The sequence below is a fragment of the Micromonospora sp. NPDC004540 genome, assembly GCF_040610095.1.
Classification (GTDB): Bacteria; Actinomycetota; Actinomycetes; order Mycobacteriales; family Micromonosporaceae; genus Micromonospora.
Window position 1 is genome coordinate 18,800 of record NZ_JBEXLR010000028.1, and the last position, 20,607, is coordinate 39,406.

The 20,607-nt window shown below is 68.6% G+C and carries 20 protein-coding genes; all 20 read right to left on the minus strand.

Annotated features, from left to right (window positions below; genetic code table 11):
- Window positions 1-91: 91 nt before the first annotated feature.
- A complete protein-coding gene (gene rpsQ / locus ABZV78_RS12545) occupies window positions 92-367 on the minus strand; it encodes a 30S ribosomal protein S17 (RefSeq protein ID WP_154228718.1) in 276 nt (91 codons plus the stop codon).
- On the minus strand, window positions 364-600 hold the full coding sequence (gene rpmC / locus ABZV78_RS12550; protein WP_007073028.1) for a 50S ribosomal protein L29: 237 nt from the start codon (window positions 598-600) through the stop codon (window positions 364-366). Before rpmC ends, rpsQ begins: the two co-directional genes overlap by 4 nt.
- On the minus strand, window positions 600-1,025 hold the full coding sequence (rplP, locus tag ABZV78_RS12555; protein WP_073834927.1) for a 50S ribosomal protein L16: 426 nt from the start codon (window positions 1,023-1,025) through the stop codon (window positions 600-602). The genes rpmC and rplP overlap by 1 nt, the downstream gene beginning before the upstream one ends.
- A gap of 3 nt (window positions 1,026-1,028) precedes the next feature.
- Window positions 1,029-1,901, minus strand: coding sequence for a 30S ribosomal protein S3 (gene rpsC / locus ABZV78_RS12560; RefSeq protein WP_091262800.1), 873 nt, complete (start codon window positions 1,899-1,901; stop codon window positions 1,029-1,031).
- Complete coding sequence (rplV, locus tag ABZV78_RS12565) at window positions 1,901-2,374, minus strand: 50S ribosomal protein L22 (RefSeq protein ID WP_154228719.1); 474 nt, start codon at window positions 2,372-2,374, stop codon at window positions 1,901-1,903. The genes rpsC and rplV overlap by 1 nt, the downstream gene beginning before the upstream one ends.
- 40 nt (window positions 2,375-2,414) lie before the next feature.
- The gene (gene rpsS, locus ABZV78_RS12570) at window positions 2,415-2,696 is read right to left on the minus strand and encodes a 30S ribosomal protein S19 (RefSeq protein WP_091079388.1); all 282 of its coding nucleotides are present in this window, start codon (window positions 2,694-2,696) and stop codon (window positions 2,415-2,417) included.
- 12 nt (window positions 2,697-2,708) lie between these two features.
- Window positions 2,709-3,548: a 50S ribosomal protein L2 gene (gene rplB / locus ABZV78_RS12575; protein ID WP_088976123.1), complete on the minus strand. Its 840-nt coding sequence runs from the start codon at window positions 3,546-3,548 to the stop codon at window positions 2,709-2,711.
- Window positions 3,549-3,560: 12 nt separating this feature from the next.
- Window positions 3,561-3,863: a 50S ribosomal protein L23 gene (rplW, locus tag ABZV78_RS12580; RefSeq protein ID WP_091317975.1), complete on the minus strand. Its 303-nt coding sequence runs from the start codon at window positions 3,861-3,863 to the stop codon at window positions 3,561-3,563.
- On the minus strand, window positions 3,860-4,510 hold the full coding sequence (gene rplD, locus ABZV78_RS12585) for a 50S ribosomal protein L4 (RefSeq protein WP_355638003.1): 651 nt from the start codon (window positions 4,508-4,510) through the stop codon (window positions 3,860-3,862). Before rplD ends, rplW begins: the two co-directional genes overlap by 4 nt.
- Window positions 4,507-5,172 (minus strand): 50S ribosomal protein L3, encoded by a 666-nt coding sequence (gene rplC / locus ABZV78_RS12590; RefSeq protein WP_355638004.1) that lies wholly within the window; start codon window positions 5,170-5,172, stop codon window positions 4,507-4,509. The genes rplD and rplC overlap by 4 nt, the downstream gene beginning before the upstream one ends.
- An 11-nt stretch (window positions 5,173-5,183) precedes the next feature.
- Window positions 5,184-5,492 carry a 30S ribosomal protein S10 gene (gene rpsJ, locus ABZV78_RS12595; RefSeq protein ID WP_007073037.1) on the minus strand — a complete coding sequence of 103 codons (309 nt, stop codon included), beginning with the start codon at window positions 5,490-5,492 and terminating at the stop codon, window positions 5,184-5,186.
- Window positions 5,493-5,845: 353 nt separating this feature from the next.
- Entirely contained in the window at window positions 5,846-7,039 is a 1,194-nt protein-coding gene (tuf, locus tag ABZV78_RS12600; RefSeq protein ID WP_091262807.1) for an elongation factor Tu, read from the minus strand.
- Window positions 7,040-7,262: 223 nt separating this feature from the next.
- The gene (fusA, locus tag ABZV78_RS12605) at window positions 7,263-9,359 is read right to left on the minus strand and encodes an elongation factor G (RefSeq protein WP_355638005.1); all 2,097 of its coding nucleotides are present in this window, start codon (window positions 9,357-9,359) and stop codon (window positions 7,263-7,265) included.
- Window positions 9,360-9,435: 76 nt separating this feature from the next.
- On the minus strand, window positions 9,436-9,906 hold the full coding sequence (rpsG, locus tag ABZV78_RS12610; protein WP_088647009.1) for a 30S ribosomal protein S7: 471 nt from the start codon (window positions 9,904-9,906) through the stop codon (window positions 9,436-9,438).
- A gap of 1 nt (window position 9,907) precedes the next feature.
- Window positions 9,908-10,282 (minus strand): 30S ribosomal protein S12, encoded by a 375-nt coding sequence (gene rpsL / locus ABZV78_RS12615; RefSeq protein ID WP_007465318.1) that lies wholly within the window; start codon window positions 10,280-10,282, stop codon window positions 9,908-9,910.
- A 534-nt stretch (window positions 10,283-10,816) separates the two neighbouring features.
- Window positions 10,817-11,239 (minus strand): hypothetical protein, encoded by a 423-nt coding sequence (locus ABZV78_RS12620; RefSeq protein WP_355638057.1) that lies wholly within the window; start codon window positions 11,237-11,239, stop codon window positions 10,817-10,819.
- 494 nt (window positions 11,240-11,733) lie between these two features.
- Complete coding sequence (locus ABZV78_RS12625; RefSeq protein WP_355638007.1) at window positions 11,734-12,102, minus strand: hypothetical protein; 369 nt, start codon at window positions 12,100-12,102, stop codon at window positions 11,734-11,736.
- Between the two features lie 94 nt (window positions 12,103-12,196).
- Window positions 12,197-16,084 (minus strand): DNA-directed RNA polymerase subunit beta', encoded by a 3,888-nt coding sequence (locus ABZV78_RS12630; RefSeq protein ID WP_355638009.1) that lies wholly within the window; start codon window positions 16,082-16,084, stop codon window positions 12,197-12,199.
- Between the two features lie 81 nt (window positions 16,085-16,165).
- The gene (locus ABZV78_RS12635) at window positions 16,166-19,597 is read right to left on the minus strand and encodes a DNA-directed RNA polymerase subunit beta (protein ID WP_355638011.1); all 3,432 of its coding nucleotides are present in this window, start codon (window positions 19,595-19,597) and stop codon (window positions 16,166-16,168) included.
- 573 nt (window positions 19,598-20,170) lie between these two features.
- A complete protein-coding gene (gene rplL, locus ABZV78_RS12640) occupies window positions 20,171-20,554 on the minus strand; it encodes a 50S ribosomal protein L7/L12 (protein WP_355638013.1) in 384 nt (127 codons plus the stop codon).
- Between the last annotated feature and the right edge of the window lie 53 nt (window positions 20,555-20,607).

A 20,607-nucleotide genomic window follows, 5' to 3' on the forward strand; every position in this document is an offset into this window, starting at 1 on the left:
CTCCTATGTCTGCCGGTTCTCCGGCCGCCGGGGGCGGCCGGAGCCTGGCGGAACCTGCGCCCGACCGAACCCGGCCGAGCTCGAGCCTTCGCTACTTGGCCTTCTCGAGGATCTCCACGAGCCGCCACCGCTTGGTGGCGGAGAGCGGCCGGGTCTCCATGATCAGGACCCGGTCGCCGATGCCGGCCGAGTTCTGCTCGTCGTGGACCTTCAGCTTGCTGGTCCGGCGCATGATCTTGCCGTACAGCGCGTGCTTGACCCGGTCCTCGACCTCGACCACGACGGTCTTTTCCATCTTGTCGCTGACCACGAGACCCTCGCGGGTCTTGCGACGGGCCCGCGCGGCGGCGGTGGTGTTCTCACTCATGATGCAGTCACCTCAGTCGGCGCGGCCGAGAGACCCAGCTCACGCTCACGCATGATCGTGTAGATCCGGGCGATCTCCCGACGGATGACCTGCAGCCGCCGGTTGTTGTCCAGCTGCCCGGTTGCGGCCTGCACGCGGAGGTTGAACAGCTCCGCCTTCGCCTCGCGCAGCTTCGTGACCAGCTCCTCCTCGGAGAGCTCACGCAGCTCGGAGGCCTTGACGCCCGCTGCCATCAGGATTCACCCACTTCGCGCGTAACAATGCGGCACTTCATCGGGAGCTTGTGGATCGCGCGACGCATCGCCTCTCGCGCGATCTGCTCGTTGGGGAAGGACATCTCGAAGAGAACCCGCCCCGGCTTGACGTTGGCGACCCACCACTCGGGCGAACCCTTACCGGAACCCATCCGGGTTTCGGCCGGCTTCTTGGTGAGGGCCTGGTCCGGGAAGATCGTGATCCAGACCTTGCCGCCACGCTTGATGTGACGGGTCATCGCGATACGCGCCGACTCGATCTGACGGTTGGTCACGTACGCCGGCTCGAGAGCCTGGATCCCGAACTCGCCGAACACCACCCGGTTACCGCCCTTGGACGCGCCGTGGCGGTCCGGGTGGTGCGGCTTGCGGAAGCCCTTCGGGGGCTTGCGCGGCATCAGCATCTGTCAGCCCTCCTGCTGCGTTTCTGCCGGCTGGGTCGCGGCCGCGGCCACGGCTCCGGCGTCGACCGGCTCACCGGCCGGCGTCTCCGCCTGCTGCGCGATGGTGGTCGCGGCAGCCCGGCCGGCCTCGGTGCCACCGGCGGTCGTACCCGACGAACCCGACCGGCCACGGCGCGGCCGCTCCGGCCGGTCGCCACGGTCGCGGCGCGGGCCGCGCGACGGGGCGGCCTCGGCCGGGGCCTCGCGGCCCGGGACGGCGTCGCCCTTGTAGATCCAGACCTTCACGCCGATCCGACCGAAGGTGGTACGGGCCTCGAAGAAGCCGTACTCGATGTTGGCCCGCAGCGTGTGCAGCGGAACCCGGCCCTCGCGGTAGAACTCGGTCCGGCTCATCTCGGCGCCGCCGAGACGGCCCGAGACCTGCACCCGGATGCCCTTGCAGACCGGGTTCTTCATCGCGGACTGCATCGCCTTGCGCATGGCCCGACGGAAGCTGACCCGGCTGGACAGCTGCTCGGCGACGCCCTGGGCGACCAGCTGCGCGTCCGACTCGGGGCTCTTCACCTCGATGATGTTCAGCTGGACCTGCTTGCCGGTGAGCTTCTCCAGCTCGCCGCGGATCCGGTCGGCCTCCGCACCCTTACGGCCGATGACGATGCCCGGCCGGGCGGTGTGGATGTCGACGCGGACCCGGTCCCGGGTGCGCTCGATGTCGACCTTGGAGATCCCGGCGCGCTCGAGGCCCTTGGACATCATCCGGCGGATCTTGACGTCCTCGCCGATGTAGTCCTTGTAGAGCTTGTCCGCGAACCAGCGGGACTTCCAGTCGGTCGAGATGCCGAGCCGGAACCCAGTGGGGTGAACCTTCTGACCCATTACTCGGCACCTTCCGTCGTGCTCTGCCCCTCAGCCGCGCCGGCCTGGCTGGTTGCCTCGGCCTTCGTCTGCGCCTGGGCCTTCTTCGCCGACTTCTTCGGCGCGGCCGGCGCAACCGCCTCGACCGCCACGGTGATGTGGCAGGTCCGCTTGCGGATCCGGTACGCCCGGCCCTGCGCCCGCGGCCGGAACCGCTTCATCGTCGGGCCCTCGTCGACGAACGCCTCGCTGACGAGCAGCGCGTCGGGGTCCAGCCGCTCGTTGTTCTCCGCGTTGGCGATCGCGCTCGCGAGCACCTTGTACACCTGCTCGCTCGCAGCCTGCGGCGCGAACTGCAGCACCGTGAGCGCCTCCTTCGCGGGCAGGCCGCGGACGAGGTTGACCACCCGGCGCGCCTTCATCGGCGAGATGCGCACGTGCCGCGCAACCGCCCGCGCGCCCGGAAGCACCGGAGCGTCGCCCTTTCCTGGCATCGCTGTAACCCCTTGTTCCTCTATCCGTATGCCCGCGGCGTCAGCGCCGGCGGCTCTTCCGGTCGTCCTTCTCGTGACCCTTGAACGTGCGGGTCAGCGCGAACTCGCCGAGCTTGTGCCCGACCATGGCCTCGGTCACGAAGACCGGGACGTGCTTGCGCCCGTCGTGCACGGCGATCGTGTGCCCCAGCATGTCGGGGATGATCGTCGAGCGCCGCGACCAGGTCTTGATGACGTTCTTCGAGCCCTTCTCGTTCTGCGTCTCCACCTTCTTGAGCAGGTGGTCGTCGACGAACGGGCCCTTCTTCAGGCTGCGAGGCATGTCTTATCTCCCTCAGCCGCGCTTACGCGTGGCGTAGCGGCGGCGGACGATCAGCCGGTCGCTCGGCTGGCCCTTACGACGGGTGCGGCCCTCGGGCTTACCCTGCGGGTTGACCGGGTGGCGACCACCGGAGGTCTTACCCTCACCACCACCGTGCGGGTGGTCGACCGGGTTCATGGCGACACCACGGACGGTCGGGCGCTTGCCCTTCCACCGCATCCGGCCGGCCTTACCCCAGTTGATGTTCGACTGGTCGGCGTTGCCGATCTCGCCGATGCTGGCGCGGCAGCGCACGTCGACCCGCCGGATCTCACCGGACGGCATGCGGAGGGTCGCGTACGCGCCCTCACGGCCGAGCAGCTGGATGCCGACGCCGGCCGAGCGGGCCAGCTTGGCGCCGCCGCCCGGACGCAGCTCCACGTTGTGGATGGTGGTACCGACCGGGATGTTGCGCAGCGGCAGGTTGTTGCCCGGCTTGATGTCGGCGCTCGGCCCCGACTCCACCCGGTCGCCCTGCTTCAGGTCCTTCGGCGCGATGATGTAGCGCTTCTCGCCGTCGGCGTAGTGCAGCAGCGCGATGCGCGCGGTGCGGTTCGGGTCGTACTCGATGTGCGCGACCTTCGCCGGCACGCCGTCCTTGTCGACCCGCTTGAAGTCGATCAGACGGTACTGCCGCTTGTGGCCGCCACCGTGGTGCCGCGTGGTGATCCGGCCGTGGGCGTTGCGTCCGCCCTTCTTCGGCAGCGGAGCCAGCAGCGACTTCTCGGGCGTCGACCGGGTGATCTCGGCGAAGTCGGCGACGCTCGAGCCACGCCGGCCCGGCGTCGTCGGCTTGTACTTACGGATAGCCATTGTCTACACCCCTCAGCTGACCGGGCCGCCGAAGGCCTCGATACGGTCACCGTCAGCCAGCTTCACGATCGCCCGCTTGGTCGACTTGCGCTGACCGAAGCCGGTCTTGGTGCGCTTGCGCTTGCCCTCGCGGTTGAGCGTGTTGACCGTCAGGACGCGGACGTTGAAGATCTGCTGGATAGCGATCTTGATCTCGGTCTTGTTGGCGTCCGGGTGCACCAGGAAGGTGTACCAGTTCCGGTTCAGCTCGCTGTAGCTCTTCTCCGAGACGACCGGAGCGACGATGATGTCGCGCGGATCGGCGATCGTGCTCACTTGCCACCCTCCTCGGTGGTCTCGGCGGGAACGCCCAGGAACTCGTCCAGGGCCTCCTTCGTGAAGACCACGTCGTCGGCCACCAGCACGTCGTACGTGTTGAGCTGGCCGGCTTCGATCAGGTGCACCCGCGGCTCGTTGCGCAGCGACACCCAGTTCAGCTCGTCGGTGCTGCTCAGCACGACCAGGACCCGACGGGCCTCGGTCAGCTTCGCCAGCGTGGCCAGCGCGGCCTTGGTCGACGGCTTCTCGCCCGAGACGAACGCCTCGACGACGTGCACCTGGCCGGCGCGGGCCCGGTCGGAGAGGGCGCCACGCAGGGCGGCGGCCTTCATCTTCTTCGGGGTGCGCTGGCTGTAGTCGCGCGGCACCGGGCCGTGGACCACGCCACCGCCGGCGAACTGCGGCGCGCGGATCGAGCCCTGGCGGGCACGACCGGTGCCCTTCTGCTTGTACGGCTTCTTGCCTCCACCGGAGACCTCGCCGCGAGTCTTGACCTTGTGCGTGCCCTGCCGGGCCGCCGCCAGCTGAGCCACCACGACCTGGTGCATCAGCGGGATGTTGGCCTGGGCGTCGAAGATGTCGGCGGGCAGCTCGACGGAGCCGGCCTTGTTGCCTTCGACGTTGAGGACGTCAACGGTGGTCACTTGGCCGCACCGCCCTTCTTCACCTTGGTCTTGGCCGCGGTACGGACCAGGACCAGCGCGCCCTTGGGGCCGGGGATGGCGCCACGGACGAGCAGGAGGTTGTTCTCAGTGTCGACCGCCTGGACGGTCAGGTTCTGGACGGTGTAGCGCACGCCACCCATCCGACCCGCCATCCGGGTGCCCTTGAAGACGCGACCCGGGGTCGCGCAGGCGCCGATCGAGCCGGGCGAGCGGTGCTTGCGCTCGACACCGTGGCTGGCGCGCAGGCCGTGGAAGCCGTGCCGCTTCATCGGGCCGGCGTAGCCCTTGCCCTTGGTCTTGCCGGTGACGTCGATGGTCACGCCGGCCGGGAACTCCTCGACCGTGACCTCCTGGCCCGGCGAGTAGTCCGCGGCGTCCGCGGTGCGCAGCTCGACGATGTGCCGGCGCGGCGCGACGTCCGCCTTGGCGTAGTGCCCGGCGATCGGCTTCTTGACCTTGCGCGGGTCGATGGCCCCGTACGCCAGCTGGACCGCGGAGTAGCCGTCCTTGTCGGCGCTACGAACCTGGCTCACGACGCACGGGCCGGCCTGAACCACGGTCACGGGAACAACGCGGTTGTTGTCCCAGACCTGGGTCATGCCGAGCTTTGCGCCCAGGATCCCCTTGACTTGCCTGTCCATTTGTCCGGTCCCTACAGCTTGATCTCGATGTCGACGCCAGCCGGCAGGTCGAGGCGCATGAGCGAGTCGACCGTCTTCGGGGTCGGGTCGATGATGTCGATCAGACGCTTGTGCGTGCGCATCTCGAAGTGCTCGCGCGAGTCCTTGTACTTGTGCGGCGAGCGGATAACGCAGAAACGGTTGATCTCCGTGGGCAGCGGCACCGGGCCAGCGACCTGCGCCCCGGTACGCGTCACCGTCTCGACGATCTTCCGAGCCGAGGAGTCGACGACCTCGTGGTCATAGGCCTTGAGCCGGATGCGGATCTTCTGTCCCGCCATGGTGGCTTCTGTTCCTTCTCTCGATGCCGCTGTGTTGCGGGCGCCTGTACCGGCTGGCACAGGCCCACTTCGCCGACCCCCGCGGTCGGGCGTGTCGCGCCCGTGGGCCAGGCTCCGCCCCGGGACTCCGGAGCGATTTCCGACCACGCGGTGGGTCATGGCGCCGATCGCGGTGACCGCGACCTGGACGCCGCGCGAGGGTGGTTGACCGCCAGTGGCGATCAACCACCCCACGCGAGACTGTCTGACACCCGGAGGTCCAGCGTTAACCGGACGCAGGCGACTGACCGTCGTTACGCAACCTGACTAGTATGCCGCACGACCGGCGGCGACGCTAATCGGGGTTACCCAGCTCACTTGACGATCTTGGTGACGCGACCAGCGCCGACCGTGCGGCCACCCTCCCGGATCGCGAACTTGAGGTTTTCCTCCATCGCGATGGGCTGGATCAGCTTCACGGACATCGTGGTGTTGTCGCCCGGCATGACCATCTCGGTGCCCTCGGGCAGCGTGACGACGCCGGTGACGTCCGTGGTCCGGAAGTAGAACTGCGGACGGTAGTTCTGGAAGAACGGGGTGTGCCGGCCGCCCTCCTCCTTGGAGAGGATGTAGACCGTCGCCTCGAACTCCGTGTGCGGGGTCGTGGTGCCCGGCTTGATGACGACCATGCCGCGCTCGACGTCCTCGCGCTTGATGCCGCGGAGGAGCAGACCGACGTTCTCGCCGGCCCGGGCCTCGTCGAGCAGCTTGCGGAACATCTCGATGCCGGTGCAGGTGGTCTTCATCGACTTCTCGCGGATGCCGACGATCTCCACCTCCTCGTTCGGCTTGAGGATGCCGCGCTCGGCGCGACCGGTGACGACGGTGCCACGACCGGTGATCGTGAACACGTCCTCGATCGGCATCAGGAACGGCTTCTCGGTCTCGCGCTCCGGCTGCGGGATCGCGGTGTCGACAGCGTTCATGAGGTCCATGAGCTTGCCGGTCCACTCGGGGTCACCCTCGAGGGCCTTCAGCGCCGAGACCCGGACGACCGGCAGGTCGTCACCCGGGTACTCCTGCGACGAGAGCAGCTCGCGGACCTCGAGCTCGACGAGCTCCAGGAGCTCCTCGTCGTCGACCATGTCGCTCTTGTTGAGCGCCACGACGATGTACGGCACACCGACCTGACGGGCCAGCAGCACGTGCTCGCGGGTCTGCGGCATCGGGCCGTCGGTCGCCGCCACCACCAGGATCGCGCCGTCCATCTGGGCGGCACCGGTGATCATGTTCTTGATGTAGTCGGCGTGACCGGGGCAGTCGACGTGCGCGTAGTGACGCGCCTCGGTCTGGTACTCGACGTGCGCGATCGAGATCGTGATGCCGCGGGCCTTCTCCTCCGGCGCCTTGTCGATCTCGTCGAACGGCGTGTACGGGTTGAGGTCCGGGAACTGGTCGTGCAGGACCTTGGTGATGGCCGCCGTCAGCGTCGTCTTACCGTGGTCGATGTGACCAATGGTGCCGATGTTGACGTGCGGCTTAGTCCGCTCGAACTTCGCCTTCGCCACTGGTGTCCTCCTGTGGACTTTCTTGGTTCGTTCGCCCCGGTGCGCCGGGTCGGCGCTTAGGACTCTGTCGACAGCCTTTCCGACCTGGTGGCCGGAGAGCCTTTGTGGGTTCTGCGGCGATGAAGCCTACAGGCCCGGAATCACACAATCCGACCGAGGTGGCCGCGGGCGGGAGAACCCTCCCGCGACCGGCCCCGGATCATCGGATCAGCTCAGGTGAGCGTCACTCACCCGTCGCCTTGGCGATGATCTCCTTCGCCACGCTCTGCGGAACCTCGGCGTAGGAGTCGAACTGCATGCTGTAGCTAGCCCGGCCCTGGGTCTTCGACCGCAGGTCGCCGACGTAGCCGAACATCTCCGACAACGGCACCAGGGCCCGGACGATGCGGGCGCCGCTGCGCTCCTCCATCGCCTGGATGATGCCCCGCCGGGAGTTGAGGTCGCCGATGACGTCACCCATGTTCTCCTCAGGGGTGGTGACCTCAACGGCCATCATCGGCTCGAGCAGTGCGGGGTCGGCCTTGCGGGCCGCCTCCTTCATCACCATCGAGCCGGCGATCTTGAATGCCATTTCCGACGAGTCGACCTCGTGGTACTGGCCGTCCAGCAGCGTCAGCTTGACACCCACCAGCGGGAAGCCGGCGAGAATGCCGTACTGCATCGCGTCCTGGGCACCCGCGTCCACCGACGGGATGAACTCCCGGGGGATGCGGCCACCGGTGACGGCGTTCGCGAACTCGTAGGTCGGCGAGTCGTTGTCCAGCGGCAGCGGCTCGATGCTCACGATCACGCGGGCGTACTGGCCGGAACCACCGGTCTGCTTCTTGTGGGTGTACTCGATCTTCTCCACCTTGCGGCGGATCGTCTCGCGGTACGCCACCTGCGGCTTACCGATGTTCGCCTCGACGTTGAACTCACGGCGCATCCGGTCGACCAGGATGTCCAGGTGCAGCTCGCCCATGCCGGAGATGACCGTCTGACCGGTCTCCTCGTCCAGCTTGACGCGGAAGGTCGGGTCCTCCTCCGCCAGCCGCTGGATGGCGGTGCTGAGCTTCTCCTGGTCGGCCTTGGTCTTCGGCTCGATCGCGACCTCGATGACCGGCTCCGGGAAGGTCATCGACTCCAGGATGACCGGGTTCGCCGGGTCGCACAGGGTGTCACCGGTGGTGGTCTGCTTGAGACCCTGCACCGCGATGATGTCGCCAGCCTTGGCGGAGCCGCGCTCCTCCCGCTTGTTGGCGTGCATCTGGTAGATCTTGCCGACCCGCTCCTTGCGGTCCTTGGTGGAGTTGACCACCTGGGTGCCGGTCTCGACCACGCCGGAGTAGACCCGGACGTAGGTGAGCTTGCCGAGGTGCTTGTCGGTCTGGATCTTGAAGGCCAGGCCGGCGAACGGCTCCGAGGTCGACGGCTTCCGCTGCATCGGGGTCTCGCCGTCGGTGGCGGTGCCCTCGATGGCCGGGACGTCCAGCGGCGACGGCAGGAAGTCGACCACGGCGTCGAGCATGGGCTGCACGCCCTTGTTCTTGAACGCCGAGCCGCAGAGCACCGGGTTGGCCTTGCTGGCGATGGTGGCGCGCCGGATGGCGGCCTTGATCTCCTCGACGGAGATCTCCTCGCCCTCCAGGTACTTCTCCATCACCGAGTCGTCGACGTCGGCCAGGGTCTCCATGAGCTTCTCGCGCCACTCGGCCGCGGAGTCGGCCAGGTCGGCCGGGATCTCCTCGATCGCGTAGTCCTCACCCTTCTGGGTCTCCCCGCGCCAGGTGAGGGCGCGCATGCCGATCAGGTCGACGACACCGATGTGGTCGCCCTCGAGCCCGATCGGGATCTGGAGCACCAGCGGGGTGGCGTTGAGCCGGTCGATCATCATCTGCACACAGCGGAAGAAGTCGGCGCCGGTCCGGTCGAGCTTGTTGACGAAGCACATCCGCGGGACGTGGTACTTGTCCGCCTGCCGCCAGACGTTCTCCGTCTGCGGCTCCACGCCGGCGACACCGTCGTAGACCGCGACCGCACCGTCCAGCACCCGCAGCGACCGCTCGACCTCGACCGTGAAGTCGACGTGACCGGGCGTGTCGATGATCTGGATCGTGTGGCCCTTCCACTCACACTTGGTAGCAGCAGAGGTGATGGTGATACCACGCTCCTGCTCCTGCTCCATCCAGTCCATGACGGCGGCGCCCTCGTGGACCTCACCGATCTTGTACGTGATACCGGTGTAGAACAGGATCCGCTCGGTGGTCGTGGTCTTACCGGCATCGATGTGCGCCATGATGCCGATGTTGCGTACGTTGGCGAGCGCGTCTGCGGCGGCCACTTCTAATCCCTACTTATCGTCGTCTCGACACAACTGGTGGCGGTTCCGGCGCCTCGAGGGCGCCGGAACCAGGGTGTTACCAGCGGTAGTGCGCGAAGGCCTTGTTGGACTCGGCCATCTTGTGCGTGTCCTCGCGCCGCTTGACGGCGGCACCGAGGCCGTTGCTCGCGTCCAGCAGCTCGTTCATCAGCCGCTCGACCATGGTCTTCTCGCGACGGGCCTTGGAGTACGTCACCAGCCAGCGCAGACCGAGGGTGGTCGCGCGGGCCGGACGGACCTCGACCGGCACCTGGTAGGTGGCGCCACCGACCCGGCGGCTGCGCACCTCGAGGGTGGGCTTGACGTTGTCCATCGCGCGCTTGAGCGTGACGACCGGGTCGGTGCCGCTCTTCTCGCGGCACCCCTCCAGGGCGGCGTACACGATGCGCTCGGCGAGCTGACGCTTGCCGCGCATCAGGATCTTGTTCACCAGCTGGGTGACCAGCGGCGAGTTGTACACCGGGTCAGCGACCAGCGGCTTCCGCGGAGCGGGTCCCTTACGCGGCATGTCAGCTCTTCTCCTTCTTCGCGCCGTAACGGCTGCGAGCCTGCTTGCGGTTGCGGACACCCTGGGTGTCCAGCGAACCGCGAACGATCTTGTACCGCACGCCGGGGAGGTCCTTCACACGGCCGCCGCGGACGAGCACGATCGAGTGCTCCTGCAGGTTGTGGCCGACGCCCGGGATGTAGGCGGTCACCTCGATCTGGCTGCTGAGCTTGACACGAGCGACCTTGCGCAGCGCCGAGTTCGGCTTCTTGGGGGTGGTGGTGTACACGCGGGTGCACACGCCGCGCCGCTGGGGAGACCCCTTGAGCGCCGGGGTCTTGGTCTTGGTCGTCTTGGCCTGACGGCCCTTTCGGACCAGCTGCTGAATGGTGGGCACCGGGTTTCTCCGCTCCCTTCGGCCGCTGCGAGGCGACCGCGCCGTCTGCTCTAGCCGGCCTGATGGACGGCTCTCCTACATTTCAACCAGGGCCACCTGACGGGGGTCCCAGCACCCGCGGTCGGGCGTGTCGCCCGAGTCACGGTCCCCGGTGCGGTCGCTTGCGCGTCGTTACCGGGTTTTGTCACCGGCGCAGGAAACTCCCGGCGCCAGGTCTTGGGGCTCTGTCGTGCGGCCGCGCGATCACCGGTTGACCGGTTCCGGCGCACGCACGCATTGCCCGGGCTAGCCCGGGCACAAGGGGAAAGAGTACCTACCACAGCCGCGCGGGTCAAAACGGAGCGGTCCGGGAGGACCACGTCGCAGTCCGCCGGCCGATCGCGTCGTGCCCGCCCGCCCGTCATGGGCACCTACGGTGACAAGTGTACCGGCTTCCCCGGCGCTCGGACCGGCGGGCCCGGTTCCACCCGGACCCCGGACATCCGGGCATACCGGTCGTAACTGGTCAGCGCGTCGCCCGTCCGGGCGGCCGGTTCACGTGATCTGCACCACCAGGGCCAGCGCGAGCCCACCCAGACTGACCAGCAGCCCCACTCCCCCGCAGCTGAGCCCCGCCATGGCCAGGCCGCGCCCGGTGAACCGGACCGCCGGCGGCGGCGCCGGCCGCCGGATCTGCCGCCGGGCCAGCAGCCCCGCCACGACGGCCGCGGTGCCGGCGATCGCCCCGAGCACGGTGAACGCGCCGGCCGCCCAGGCCCCGCCGTAGTCCGGCCCGGCGACGCCGAAGCAGAGCACCAGCAGCGAGACCAGGATCGAGGCGATCCCGGTGACCAGCGACCCGATGGCGAGCCCCGAGGTCACCGGCGGCACGTCCAGGTGGACCACCCCGAACGGGGTGCCCGGGACGGCGTCGACGCGCTTCGGCGGGCGCGGCGCCTCGCGCGGGGGCGGCGGCACGGCGGGAGCACCCCAGCCACCGCCGGCCGGCGCGCTCCCCGGCGCCGCCCACCCACCGCCGTGCGCCGGCTGCTGCCCCGGGTACGCCCCGGACACCGGCCAACCGGCCGGGGCGGACGCGCTGTGGTGCGCGCCGGGGCCGGCCGGGGCGGGTTGCCCGACGTGGTGCGGAGCGACGCCGGGCGGCGCCGCCGGAGCGGGCGGGTACGGTCCGGCGGGCGGCCAGGACCCGGGCGGCGCGGACTGCGGCGAGGCGTACCCCCGGGCGGCCTCCGGCGGCGCGCCCGGCCCCTCGGCGGACCCGGCCCACGGACCCGCGGAGCCGTCACCCGGCCCGGTGCCGGGGCGGGTCGGGTCGCCTCCCGGCGGCGGGGCCGGTTCCGTCACGGGGTCCTCCTGTCGCCGTGGCTCGTCCGCCGCGCGGCGGACACCGGCCAGGCTACCGTCGCGGGTCCCGCCGGCGGGGTCGGGCGCGGTCGCGCTCCCCCGCCCGGTCAGTCGATGTTCGGGGCGAAGTCGTGCCCGAACGGCGCGCCGGCGAGCCGGACCACGCCGATCACCACGGCCGCCACGATCGCGACGGCCGCGAGCAGCAGACCCGTCCAGGCCAGCTGCTCGCCCCGGCGCAGCCAGCCCGCGCCGGTGAGGAAACCACCCGAGACGTACGCCTCGCGGCGGGCCTGCCGGGCGAGGGTGAGCGCGATGGTCGCGGGCACCACCCCGCCGACGAAGAAGCCGGTGAGCGCACCGATCAGCCCGAGGGCGAAGACCGCGCGGGCCTTGGTCGAGCGGACCGGCTCGGGGTCGAGCGGATGGCGCTGCCCCTGCTGGGCGACGGGCACCTGCCCGGGCACGGTCGTCATGCCCACCATCATGCCCCGATGGACCACCGGTCGACGCGTCCCCGGACGCGACGAGGCCCCCGGCATCCGCCGGGGGCCTCGTCGTTCCTACTGCTTAGCGGTACGACCCGAAGTCGAAGTCGTCCAGCGGCACCGCCTGGCCGCTGGCCGGCCCGAAGCCGTAGTCGGTCTCCGGGTAGCCGGTCATCGAGTAGACCTTGGCCTTCGCCTCCTCGGTCGGCTCGACCCGGACGTTGCGGTACTTGCTGATGCCCGTACCGGCCGGGATGAGCTTACCGATGATCACGTTCTCCTTGAGACCGATCAGCGAGTCGCTGCGGGCGTGGATCGCCGCGTCCGTCAGCACCCGGGTGGTCTCCTGGAAGGAGGCCGCCGACAGCCAGGAGTCGGTGGCCAGCGAGGCCTTGGTGATACCCATCAGCACGGGGCGACCGGCGGCGGGCTCGCCACCCTCGCCGACGAGCCGGCGGTTCTCCGACTCGAACAGCGCCCGGTCGACCAGCACGCCCGGCAGGAACTCGGTCGAGCCGGAGTCGATGACCGTCACCCGCTTGAGCATCTGGCGGATGATGATCTCGATGTGCTTGTCGTGGATGAGCACACCCTGCGAGCGGTAGACCTCCTGGACCTCCTGGGTCAGGTGGACCTGGACCGCGCGCGGGCCGAGGATGCGCAGCAGCTCGTGCGGGTCGATGGTGCCCTCGGTGAGCTTCTCGCCGACCTCGACGTGGTCGCCGTCGTGCGCCCGGAGCCGGACCCGCTTCGAGATCTTGTCGTAGACGATCTCGTCGCTGCCGTCGTCCGGGATGACGACGATCTTGCGGGACCGCTCGCCGTCCTCGATCCGGATCCGACCCGGGGTGTCGGCAATCGGCGCCTTACCCTTCGGGACCCGGGCCTCGAAGATCTCCTGGACACGGGGCAGACCCTGGGTGATGTCCTCACCCGCGACACCACCGGTGTGGAAGGTACGCATCGTCAGCTGCGTACCCGGCTCACCGATCGACTGGGCGGCGATGATGCCGACCGCCTCGCCGACGTCCACGGTCTTGCCGGTCGGCAGCGAGCGGCCGTAGCACGCACCGCAGACGCCCAGCTTCGACTCGCAGGTGAGCACGCTGCGCACCCGCACCGTCTCCACCCCGGCCGCGACGATCGCGTCGACCAGGATCGAGTTGATGTCCTGCCCCCGGTGGGCCACCACGGTGCCGTCCGGCCCCTTGATGTCGTCGGCCAGGGTGCGGGCGTGCACGCTGGTCTCGGCGTGCTCGTGCACGACCAGCTTGCCGTCGAGCCGCTCGCCGATCTGCATCGGGATGGCGCGGTCGGTGCCGCAGTCCTCCTCGCGGATGATGACGTCCTGCGAGACGTCCACCAGACGCCGGGTCAGGTAACCCGAGTCGGCGGTACGCAGGGCGGTGTCCGCGAGACCCTTCCGGGCGCCGTGCGTGGAGATGAAGTACTCCAGCACGGACAGACCCTCCCGGTACGAGGCCTTGATCGGCCGCGGGATGATCTCACCCTTCGGGTTGGCCACCAGACCACGGATCGCCGCGATCTGCCGGAGCTGGAGCAGGTTACCGCGGGCACCCGAGTTGATCATCTTCCACAGCGGGTTCTCCTGCGGCAGTGCGGTGTCCATCTCCTTGGCGACCTCGTTGGTCGCCTTGGTCCAGATCTCGATGAGCTCGCCGCGACGCTCCTCGGCGGTCATCAGACCACGCTGGTACTGCTTGTCGATCCGGTCGGCTTCCTTCTCGTACCGGTCCAGGATCTCCCGCTTGCGCGGGGGAGCGATGACGTCCTCCATGCCGATGGTGACGCCGGACCAGGTGGCCCAGTGGAAGCCGGCCTCCTTGAGCCCGTCCAGGGTGGCCGCCAGGGCCACCTTCGGGAAGCGCTCGGCGAGGTCGTTGACGATCGCGGAGAGCTGGCCCTTGCGGATCTCGTAGTTCACGAACCGGTAGCCCTGCGGCAGCGTCTCGTTGAACAGGACCCGGCCCAGGGTGGTCTCCACCGTCACCGGCTCACCCTCGACCCAGCCCTCGGGCGCGACCCACGGCTCCGCGCCGGCGCCGTTGTCGACCCCGACGATGCCCCGCAGGCGGATCTTGACCGGGGTCTGCAGGTGCAGCTCACGGTTGTCGAACGCCATCCGCGCCTCGGCGTCCGAGCTGAACGCCCGGCCCTCGCCCTGCCCACCCGGGGTGAGGTGGGTGAGGTGGTAGAGGCCGATGACCATGTCCTGGGTCGGCATGGTGACCGGCTTGCCGTCGGCCGGCTTGAGGATGTTGTTCGACGACAGCATCAGGATCCGCGCCTCGGCCTGGGCCTCGGCGGACAGCGGCACGTGGACCGCCATCTGGTCACCGTCGAAGTCCGCGTTGAACGCCGTGCAGACCAGCGGGTGGATCTGGATGGCCTTGCCCTCGACCAGCTGCGGCTCGAAGGCCTGGATGCCCAGCCGGTGCAGGGTCGGCGCCCGGTTCAGCAGGACCGGGTGCTCGCCGATGACCTCTTCCAGCACGTCCCACACGACCGGCCGCTGCCGCTCGACCATCCGCTTGGCGGACTTGATGTTCTGCGCGTGGTTGAGGTCCACCAGCCGCTTCATCACGAACGGCTTGAACAGCTCCAGCGCCATCTGCTTGGGCAGGCCGCACTGGTGCAGCTTGAGCTTCGGGCCGACCACGATGACCGAACGGCCGGAGTAGTCGACGCGCTTGCCGAGCAGGTTCTGGCGGAACCGGCCCTGCTTGCCCTTGAGCATGTCGGAGAGCGACTTCAGCGGACGATTGCCGGGGCCGGTGACCGGCCGGCCGCGACGGCCGTTGTCGAACAGCGCGTCGACGGCCTCCTGGAGCATCCGCTTCTCGTTGTTGACGATGATCTCGGGCGCGCCGAGGTCGATCAGCCGCTTGAGGCGGTTGTTCCGGTTGATCACGCGGCGGTACAGGTCGTTCAGGTCGGAGGTCGCGAAGCGGCCACCGTCCAGCTGCACCATCGGACGCAGGTCCGGCGGGATGACCGGGACGCAGTCCAGCACCATGCCGAGCGGCGAGTTGCGGGTGTTCTGGAACGCCGCCACGACCTTGAGCCGCTTGAGCGCCCGGATCTTCCGCTGGCCCTTGCCGGAGCGGATGGTCTCGCGCAGGTTCTCGGCCTCGGCCTCCAGGTCCATGTTCTGGACCAGCGCCTTGATGGCCTCGGCGCCCATGCTGCCGGTGAAGTACTCGCCGAAGCGGTCGCGCAGCTCGCGGTAGAGCAGCTCGTCGGTGACCAGCTGCTTCGGCTCGAGCTTGCGGAAGGTGTCGAGGACCTCGTCGAGGCGGTCGATCTCGCGCTGGGCCCGGTCGCGGATCTGGCGCATCTCGCGCTCTCCGCCCTCCTTGACCTTGCGCCGGACGTCCGCCTTCGCGCCCTCGGCCTCCAGCTCGGCCAGGTCGGCCTCGAGCTTGGCGGCCCGCTTCTCGATCTCCGAGTCGCGGCTGTTCTCGGCCTGCCGCTTCTCGGCCAGGATCTCGTTCTCGATGGTCGAGAGGTCACGGTGACGCGCTTCGGCGTCCACGCTCGTCACGACGTACGAGGCGAAGTAGATGATCTTCTCGAGGTCCTTCGGAGCGAGGTCCAGCAGGTAGCCCAGCCGGCTCGGCACGCCCTTGAAGTACCAGATGTGGGTCACCGGAGCGGCCAGCTCGATGTGACCCATCCGCTCGCGGCGAACCTTGGAGCGGGTCACCTCGACGCCGCAGCGCTCGCAGATGATGCCCTTGAAGCGGACCCGCTTGTACTTACCGCAGTAGCACTCCCAGTCCCGCTGCGGACCGAAGATCTTCTCGCAGAAGAGCCCGTCCTTTTCCGGCTTCAGGGTGCGGTAGTTGATGGTCTCGGGCTTCTTGACCTCGCCGTGGGACCACTGACGGATGTCGTCGGCGGTGGCGAGGCCAATGCGCAGCTCGTCGAAGAAGTTGACGTCGAGCACTATGTCCCCTATGTCGTCGTCTGTACTGCCTAGCTAACGGGCGGGGTCGGGAGCCGGCGGACCGGCTCCCGACCGCTCGCCTCAGACCTCTTCGACCGAGCTCGGCTCGCGCCGGGACAGGTCGATGCCCAGCTCCTCCGCGGCCCGGAACACCTCGTCGTCGGTCTCGCGCATCTCGAGGGCCACGCCGTCGCTGGAGAGCACCTCGACGTTGAGGCACAGCGACTGCAGCTCCTTGAGCAGCACCTTGAACGACTCCGGGATGCCCGGCTCCGGGATGTTCTCGCCCTTGACGATCGCCTCGTAGACCTTCACCCGGCCGAGGACGTCGTCGGACTTGATGGTCAGCAGCTCCTGCAGGGCGTAGGCGGCGCCGTACGCCTGCATGGCCCAGCACTCCATCTCACCGAAGCGCTGGCCACCGAACTGCGCCTTACCACCCAGCGGCTGCTGCGTGATCATCGAGTACGGGCCGGTCGACCGGGCGTGGATCTTGTCGTCGACCAGGTGGTTGAGCTTGAGGATGTAGACGTAGCCGACCGCGATCGGGTCCGGCAGCGGCTCGCCGGAGCGACCGTCGAACAGCTGCGCCTTGCCGGAGGAGCCGATCAGCTGCTTGCCGTCCCGGTTGGGCAGGGTCGACGCGAGCAGACCGGAGATCTCCTCCTCCCGGGCACCGTCGAAGACCGGAGTGGCCACGTTGGTGTCGGGCTCGGACTCGTGCGCCTCGATCGAGCGGAGCTGGCGCTTCCAGTCGGCGTCGTCGCCGTCCACGCTCCAGCCGGTCTTGGCCACCCACCCGAGGTGGGTCTCCAGGACCTGACCGATGTTCATCCGGGACGGCACACCGAGCGGGTTCAGCACGATGTCGACCGGGGTGCCGTCCTCCAGGAACGGCATGTCCTCGATCGGCAGGATCTTGGAGATGACGCCCTTGTTGCCGTGGCGGCCCGCGAGCTTGTCACCGTCCTGGATCTTGCGCTTCTGGGCCACGTAGACCCGGACCAGCTCGTTCACGCCCGGGGGCAGCTCGTCGCCGTCCTCGCGGGAGAAGGTACGCACACCGATGACCGTGCCGGTCTCGCCGTGCGGCACCTTCAGCGAGGTGTCCCGGACCTCGCGCGCCTTCTCGCCGAAGATCGCGCGGAGCAGCCGCTCCTCGGGGGTCAGCTCGGTCTCGCCCTTCGGGGTGACCTTGCCGACCAGGATGTCGCCGGGGACGACCTCGGCGCCGATCCGGATGATGCCGCGCTCGTCGAGGTCAGCGAGCATCTCCTCGCTGACGTTCGGGATGTCGCGGGTGATCTCCTCCGGGCCGAGCTTGGTGTCCCGGGCGTCGACCTCGTGCTCCTCGATGTGGATCGAGGTGAGCACGTCCTGCTGCACGAGGCGCTGCGACAGGATGATCGCGTCCTCGTAGTTGTGGCCCTCCCAGGTCATGAACGCCACGAGCAGGTTGCGCCCGAGCGCCATCTCGCCCTCGTCGGTGCACGGACCGTCGGCGATGACCTGGCCGGCCTCGACGCGGTCGCCCTCGAAGACGACCGGCTTCTGGTTGACGCAGGAGCCGGCGTTGGAGCGGCGGAACTTGTGCAGCAGGTAGGTCCGACGGTGGCCGTCGTCCTGGTGGACGGTGATGTAGTCCGCGCAGAGGTCCTCGACCACACCGCCGACCTCGGCGACGACCACGTCACCGGCGTCCACGGCCGCCCGGTACTCCATGCCCGTGCCGACCAGCGGGGCCTCGGCCTTGACCAGCGGCACCGCCTGACGCTGCATGTTCGCGCCCATGAGCGCGCGGTTGGCGTCGTCGTGCTCGAGGAACGGGATCATCGCGGTCGCGACCGAGGTCATCTGCCGCGGCGACACGTCCATGTAGTCGACGGCCGACGGCGCCACGTCCTCGGTCTCGCCGCCCTTACGGCGGACCAGGACGCGGTCCTCGGCGAACGACCCGTCCGACTTCAGCGGGGCGTTGGCCTGCGCCTTGACGAACCGGTCCTCCTCGTCCGCGGTCAGGTAGTCGATCTGGTCGGTGACCCGACCGTCGATGACCTTCCGGTACGGCGTCTCGATGAAGCCGAACGGGTTGACCCGGGCGAAGGTGGAGAGCGCGCCGATCAGACCGATGTTCGGGCCTTCCGGCGTCTCGATCGGGCACATCCGGCCGTAGTGGGACGGGTGCACGTCACGGACCTCGAAGCCGGCCCGCTCCCGGGACAGACCACCCGGGCCGAGCGCGCTCAGCCGGCGCCGGTGGGTCAGGCCCGCCAGCGGGTTGGTCTGGTCCATGAACTGGGACAGCTGCGACGTGCCGAAGAACTCCTTGATCGCCGCCACCACCGGGCGGATGTTGATCAGGGTCTGCGGCGTGATCGCCTCGACGTCCTGGGTGGTCATCCGCTCGCGGACGACCCGCTCCATGCGGGAGAGACCCACCCGGACCTGGTTCTGGATCAGCTCGCCCACGGTGCGCAGGCGCCGGTTGCCGAAGTGGTCGATGTCGTCGGCCTCGTAGCCCTCCTCACCGGCGTGCAGCCGGCAGAGGTATTCCACGGTGGCGACGATGTCGTCCTCGGTCAGCGTGCCGGTGGTGATCGGCACGTCCAGCTCGAGCTTCTTGTTGAACTTGTAACGACCGACCTTGGCGACGTCGTACCGCTTCGGGTTGAAGAAGAGGTTGTCGAGCAGGGTCTGGGCGTTCTCACGGGTCGGCGGCTCGCCAGGGCGGAGCTTCCGGTAGATGTCGAGCAGCGCCTCGTCCTGCCCGGCGATGTGGTCCTTCTCGAGCGTGGTCATCATCAGCTCGGACCAGCCGAACTTCTCGCGGATCTGCTCCGCGGACCACCCGATGGCCTTGAGCAGGACGGTGACGGCCTGCCGGCGCTTGCGGTCGATGCGTACGCCGACCGTGTCGCGCTTGTCGATGTCGAACTCCAGCCAGGCACCCCGGCTCGGGATCACCTTGACGCTGGAGAGGTCGCGGTCGGAGGTCTTGTCCGGCTGCTTGTCGAAGTAGACGCCCGGCGAGCGGACGAGCTGGCTGACCACGACGCGCTCGGTGCCGTTGATGATGAAGGTGCCCTTCGGCGTCATCATCGGGAAGTCACCCATGAACACCGTCTGGCTCTTGATCTCGCCGGTGGTGTTGTTGGTGAACTCCGCGGTCACGAACAGCGGCGCGCAGTAGGTCAGGTCCTTCTCCTTGCACTCCTCGATCGAGGCCTTGACCTCGTCGAAGCGCGGAGCCGAGAAGGAGAGCGACATGGTGCCGGAGAAGTCCTCAATGGGACTGATCTCGTCGAGGATCTCCGCGAGACCCGAGCGTGCGTGCGGGTCGTCCGACGACCGGCCCTGCCAAGCCTCGTTGCCGACGAGCCAGTCGAAGGACTCGTTCTGGATGGCGAGGAGGTTGGGGACCTCGAGGTGTTCGGTAATCCGACCGAAAGAAACTCGGCGGGGCGCGAAAGCGCTCGACGTACGACTGGTCTTCGCAGGGCGGGAAGCTGCCAAGATGCGTCCTTCCGAGGACCGGTGCTGCAGAACGGCTGGTACGCGTGCACTCCAATGACCCCACCAGAATTATCCGTAAACGGACATTTCCGAGCAGGGGTCAAGTCGGAAGGCAGCGCAAACTAGCAGCGTAGCCGAGAGGCTAACCGCTGTCCAGCCCACCCCGCAGGTCATCGCGGAACTTGCCTCGGGACCTCGGAAAACCGGGTCAACCGGGCCGCTCGGAACGCGATGTTCCTGCCGGTCCGCTCGGGCGGAGCGGCGGTGGTGCTGCCGTTGCCTTACCCGAGAGGCGGCCGTTGCAAGCGCGGAAGGTCTTGCTGGTGCCAGCGTGCCTGTCAGCCGGGTGTCGCGTCAAGGGCCGGTTACCGCTCGGGGTGTCTTTCCCACCGACGGGCTACCGACAGACACCGCTGTGAAGCCGGTGCGAGGAACCTGTAAACCCTGCTCACGCCGCTGCCCCGGGTAGCACCAACACGGCGGGCGGCGATCCGGTTCCCCGGATCACCGCCCGCCGCGACGCGGTGTGCCCCGGCTCACGTGAGCCGGACGCGCGTCAGGTCGAACTCAAGGTCACTTGAGGGTGACCTTGGCGCCCTCGCCCTCGAGCTTGGCCTTGGCCTTCTCGGCGGTCTCCTTGTTGGCCTTCTCCAGGACGGCCTTCGGAGCAGCCTCGACCAGGTCCTTGGCCTCCTTGAGGCCCAGGCCGGTCAGCTCGCGCACGACCTTGATGACCTGGATCTTCTTGCCACCGTCGGCGTCGAGGATGACGTCGAACTCGTCCTTCTCCGGCTCAGCCTCGGCCGGGGCGGCACCCGGGGCGGCGGCGGCCATCGCGACCGGAGCCGCGGCGGTGACCTCGAAGGTGGTCTCGAACTGCTTCACGAACTCGGAGAGCTCGATCAGCGTCATCTCCTTGAACGCGTCGAGCAGCTCGTCGGTGCTGAGCTTCGCCATGTCTGGCGTCCTTTCTGAAAGTGAAAACTAAGAACGTGGGTGCGCCGGGTGAC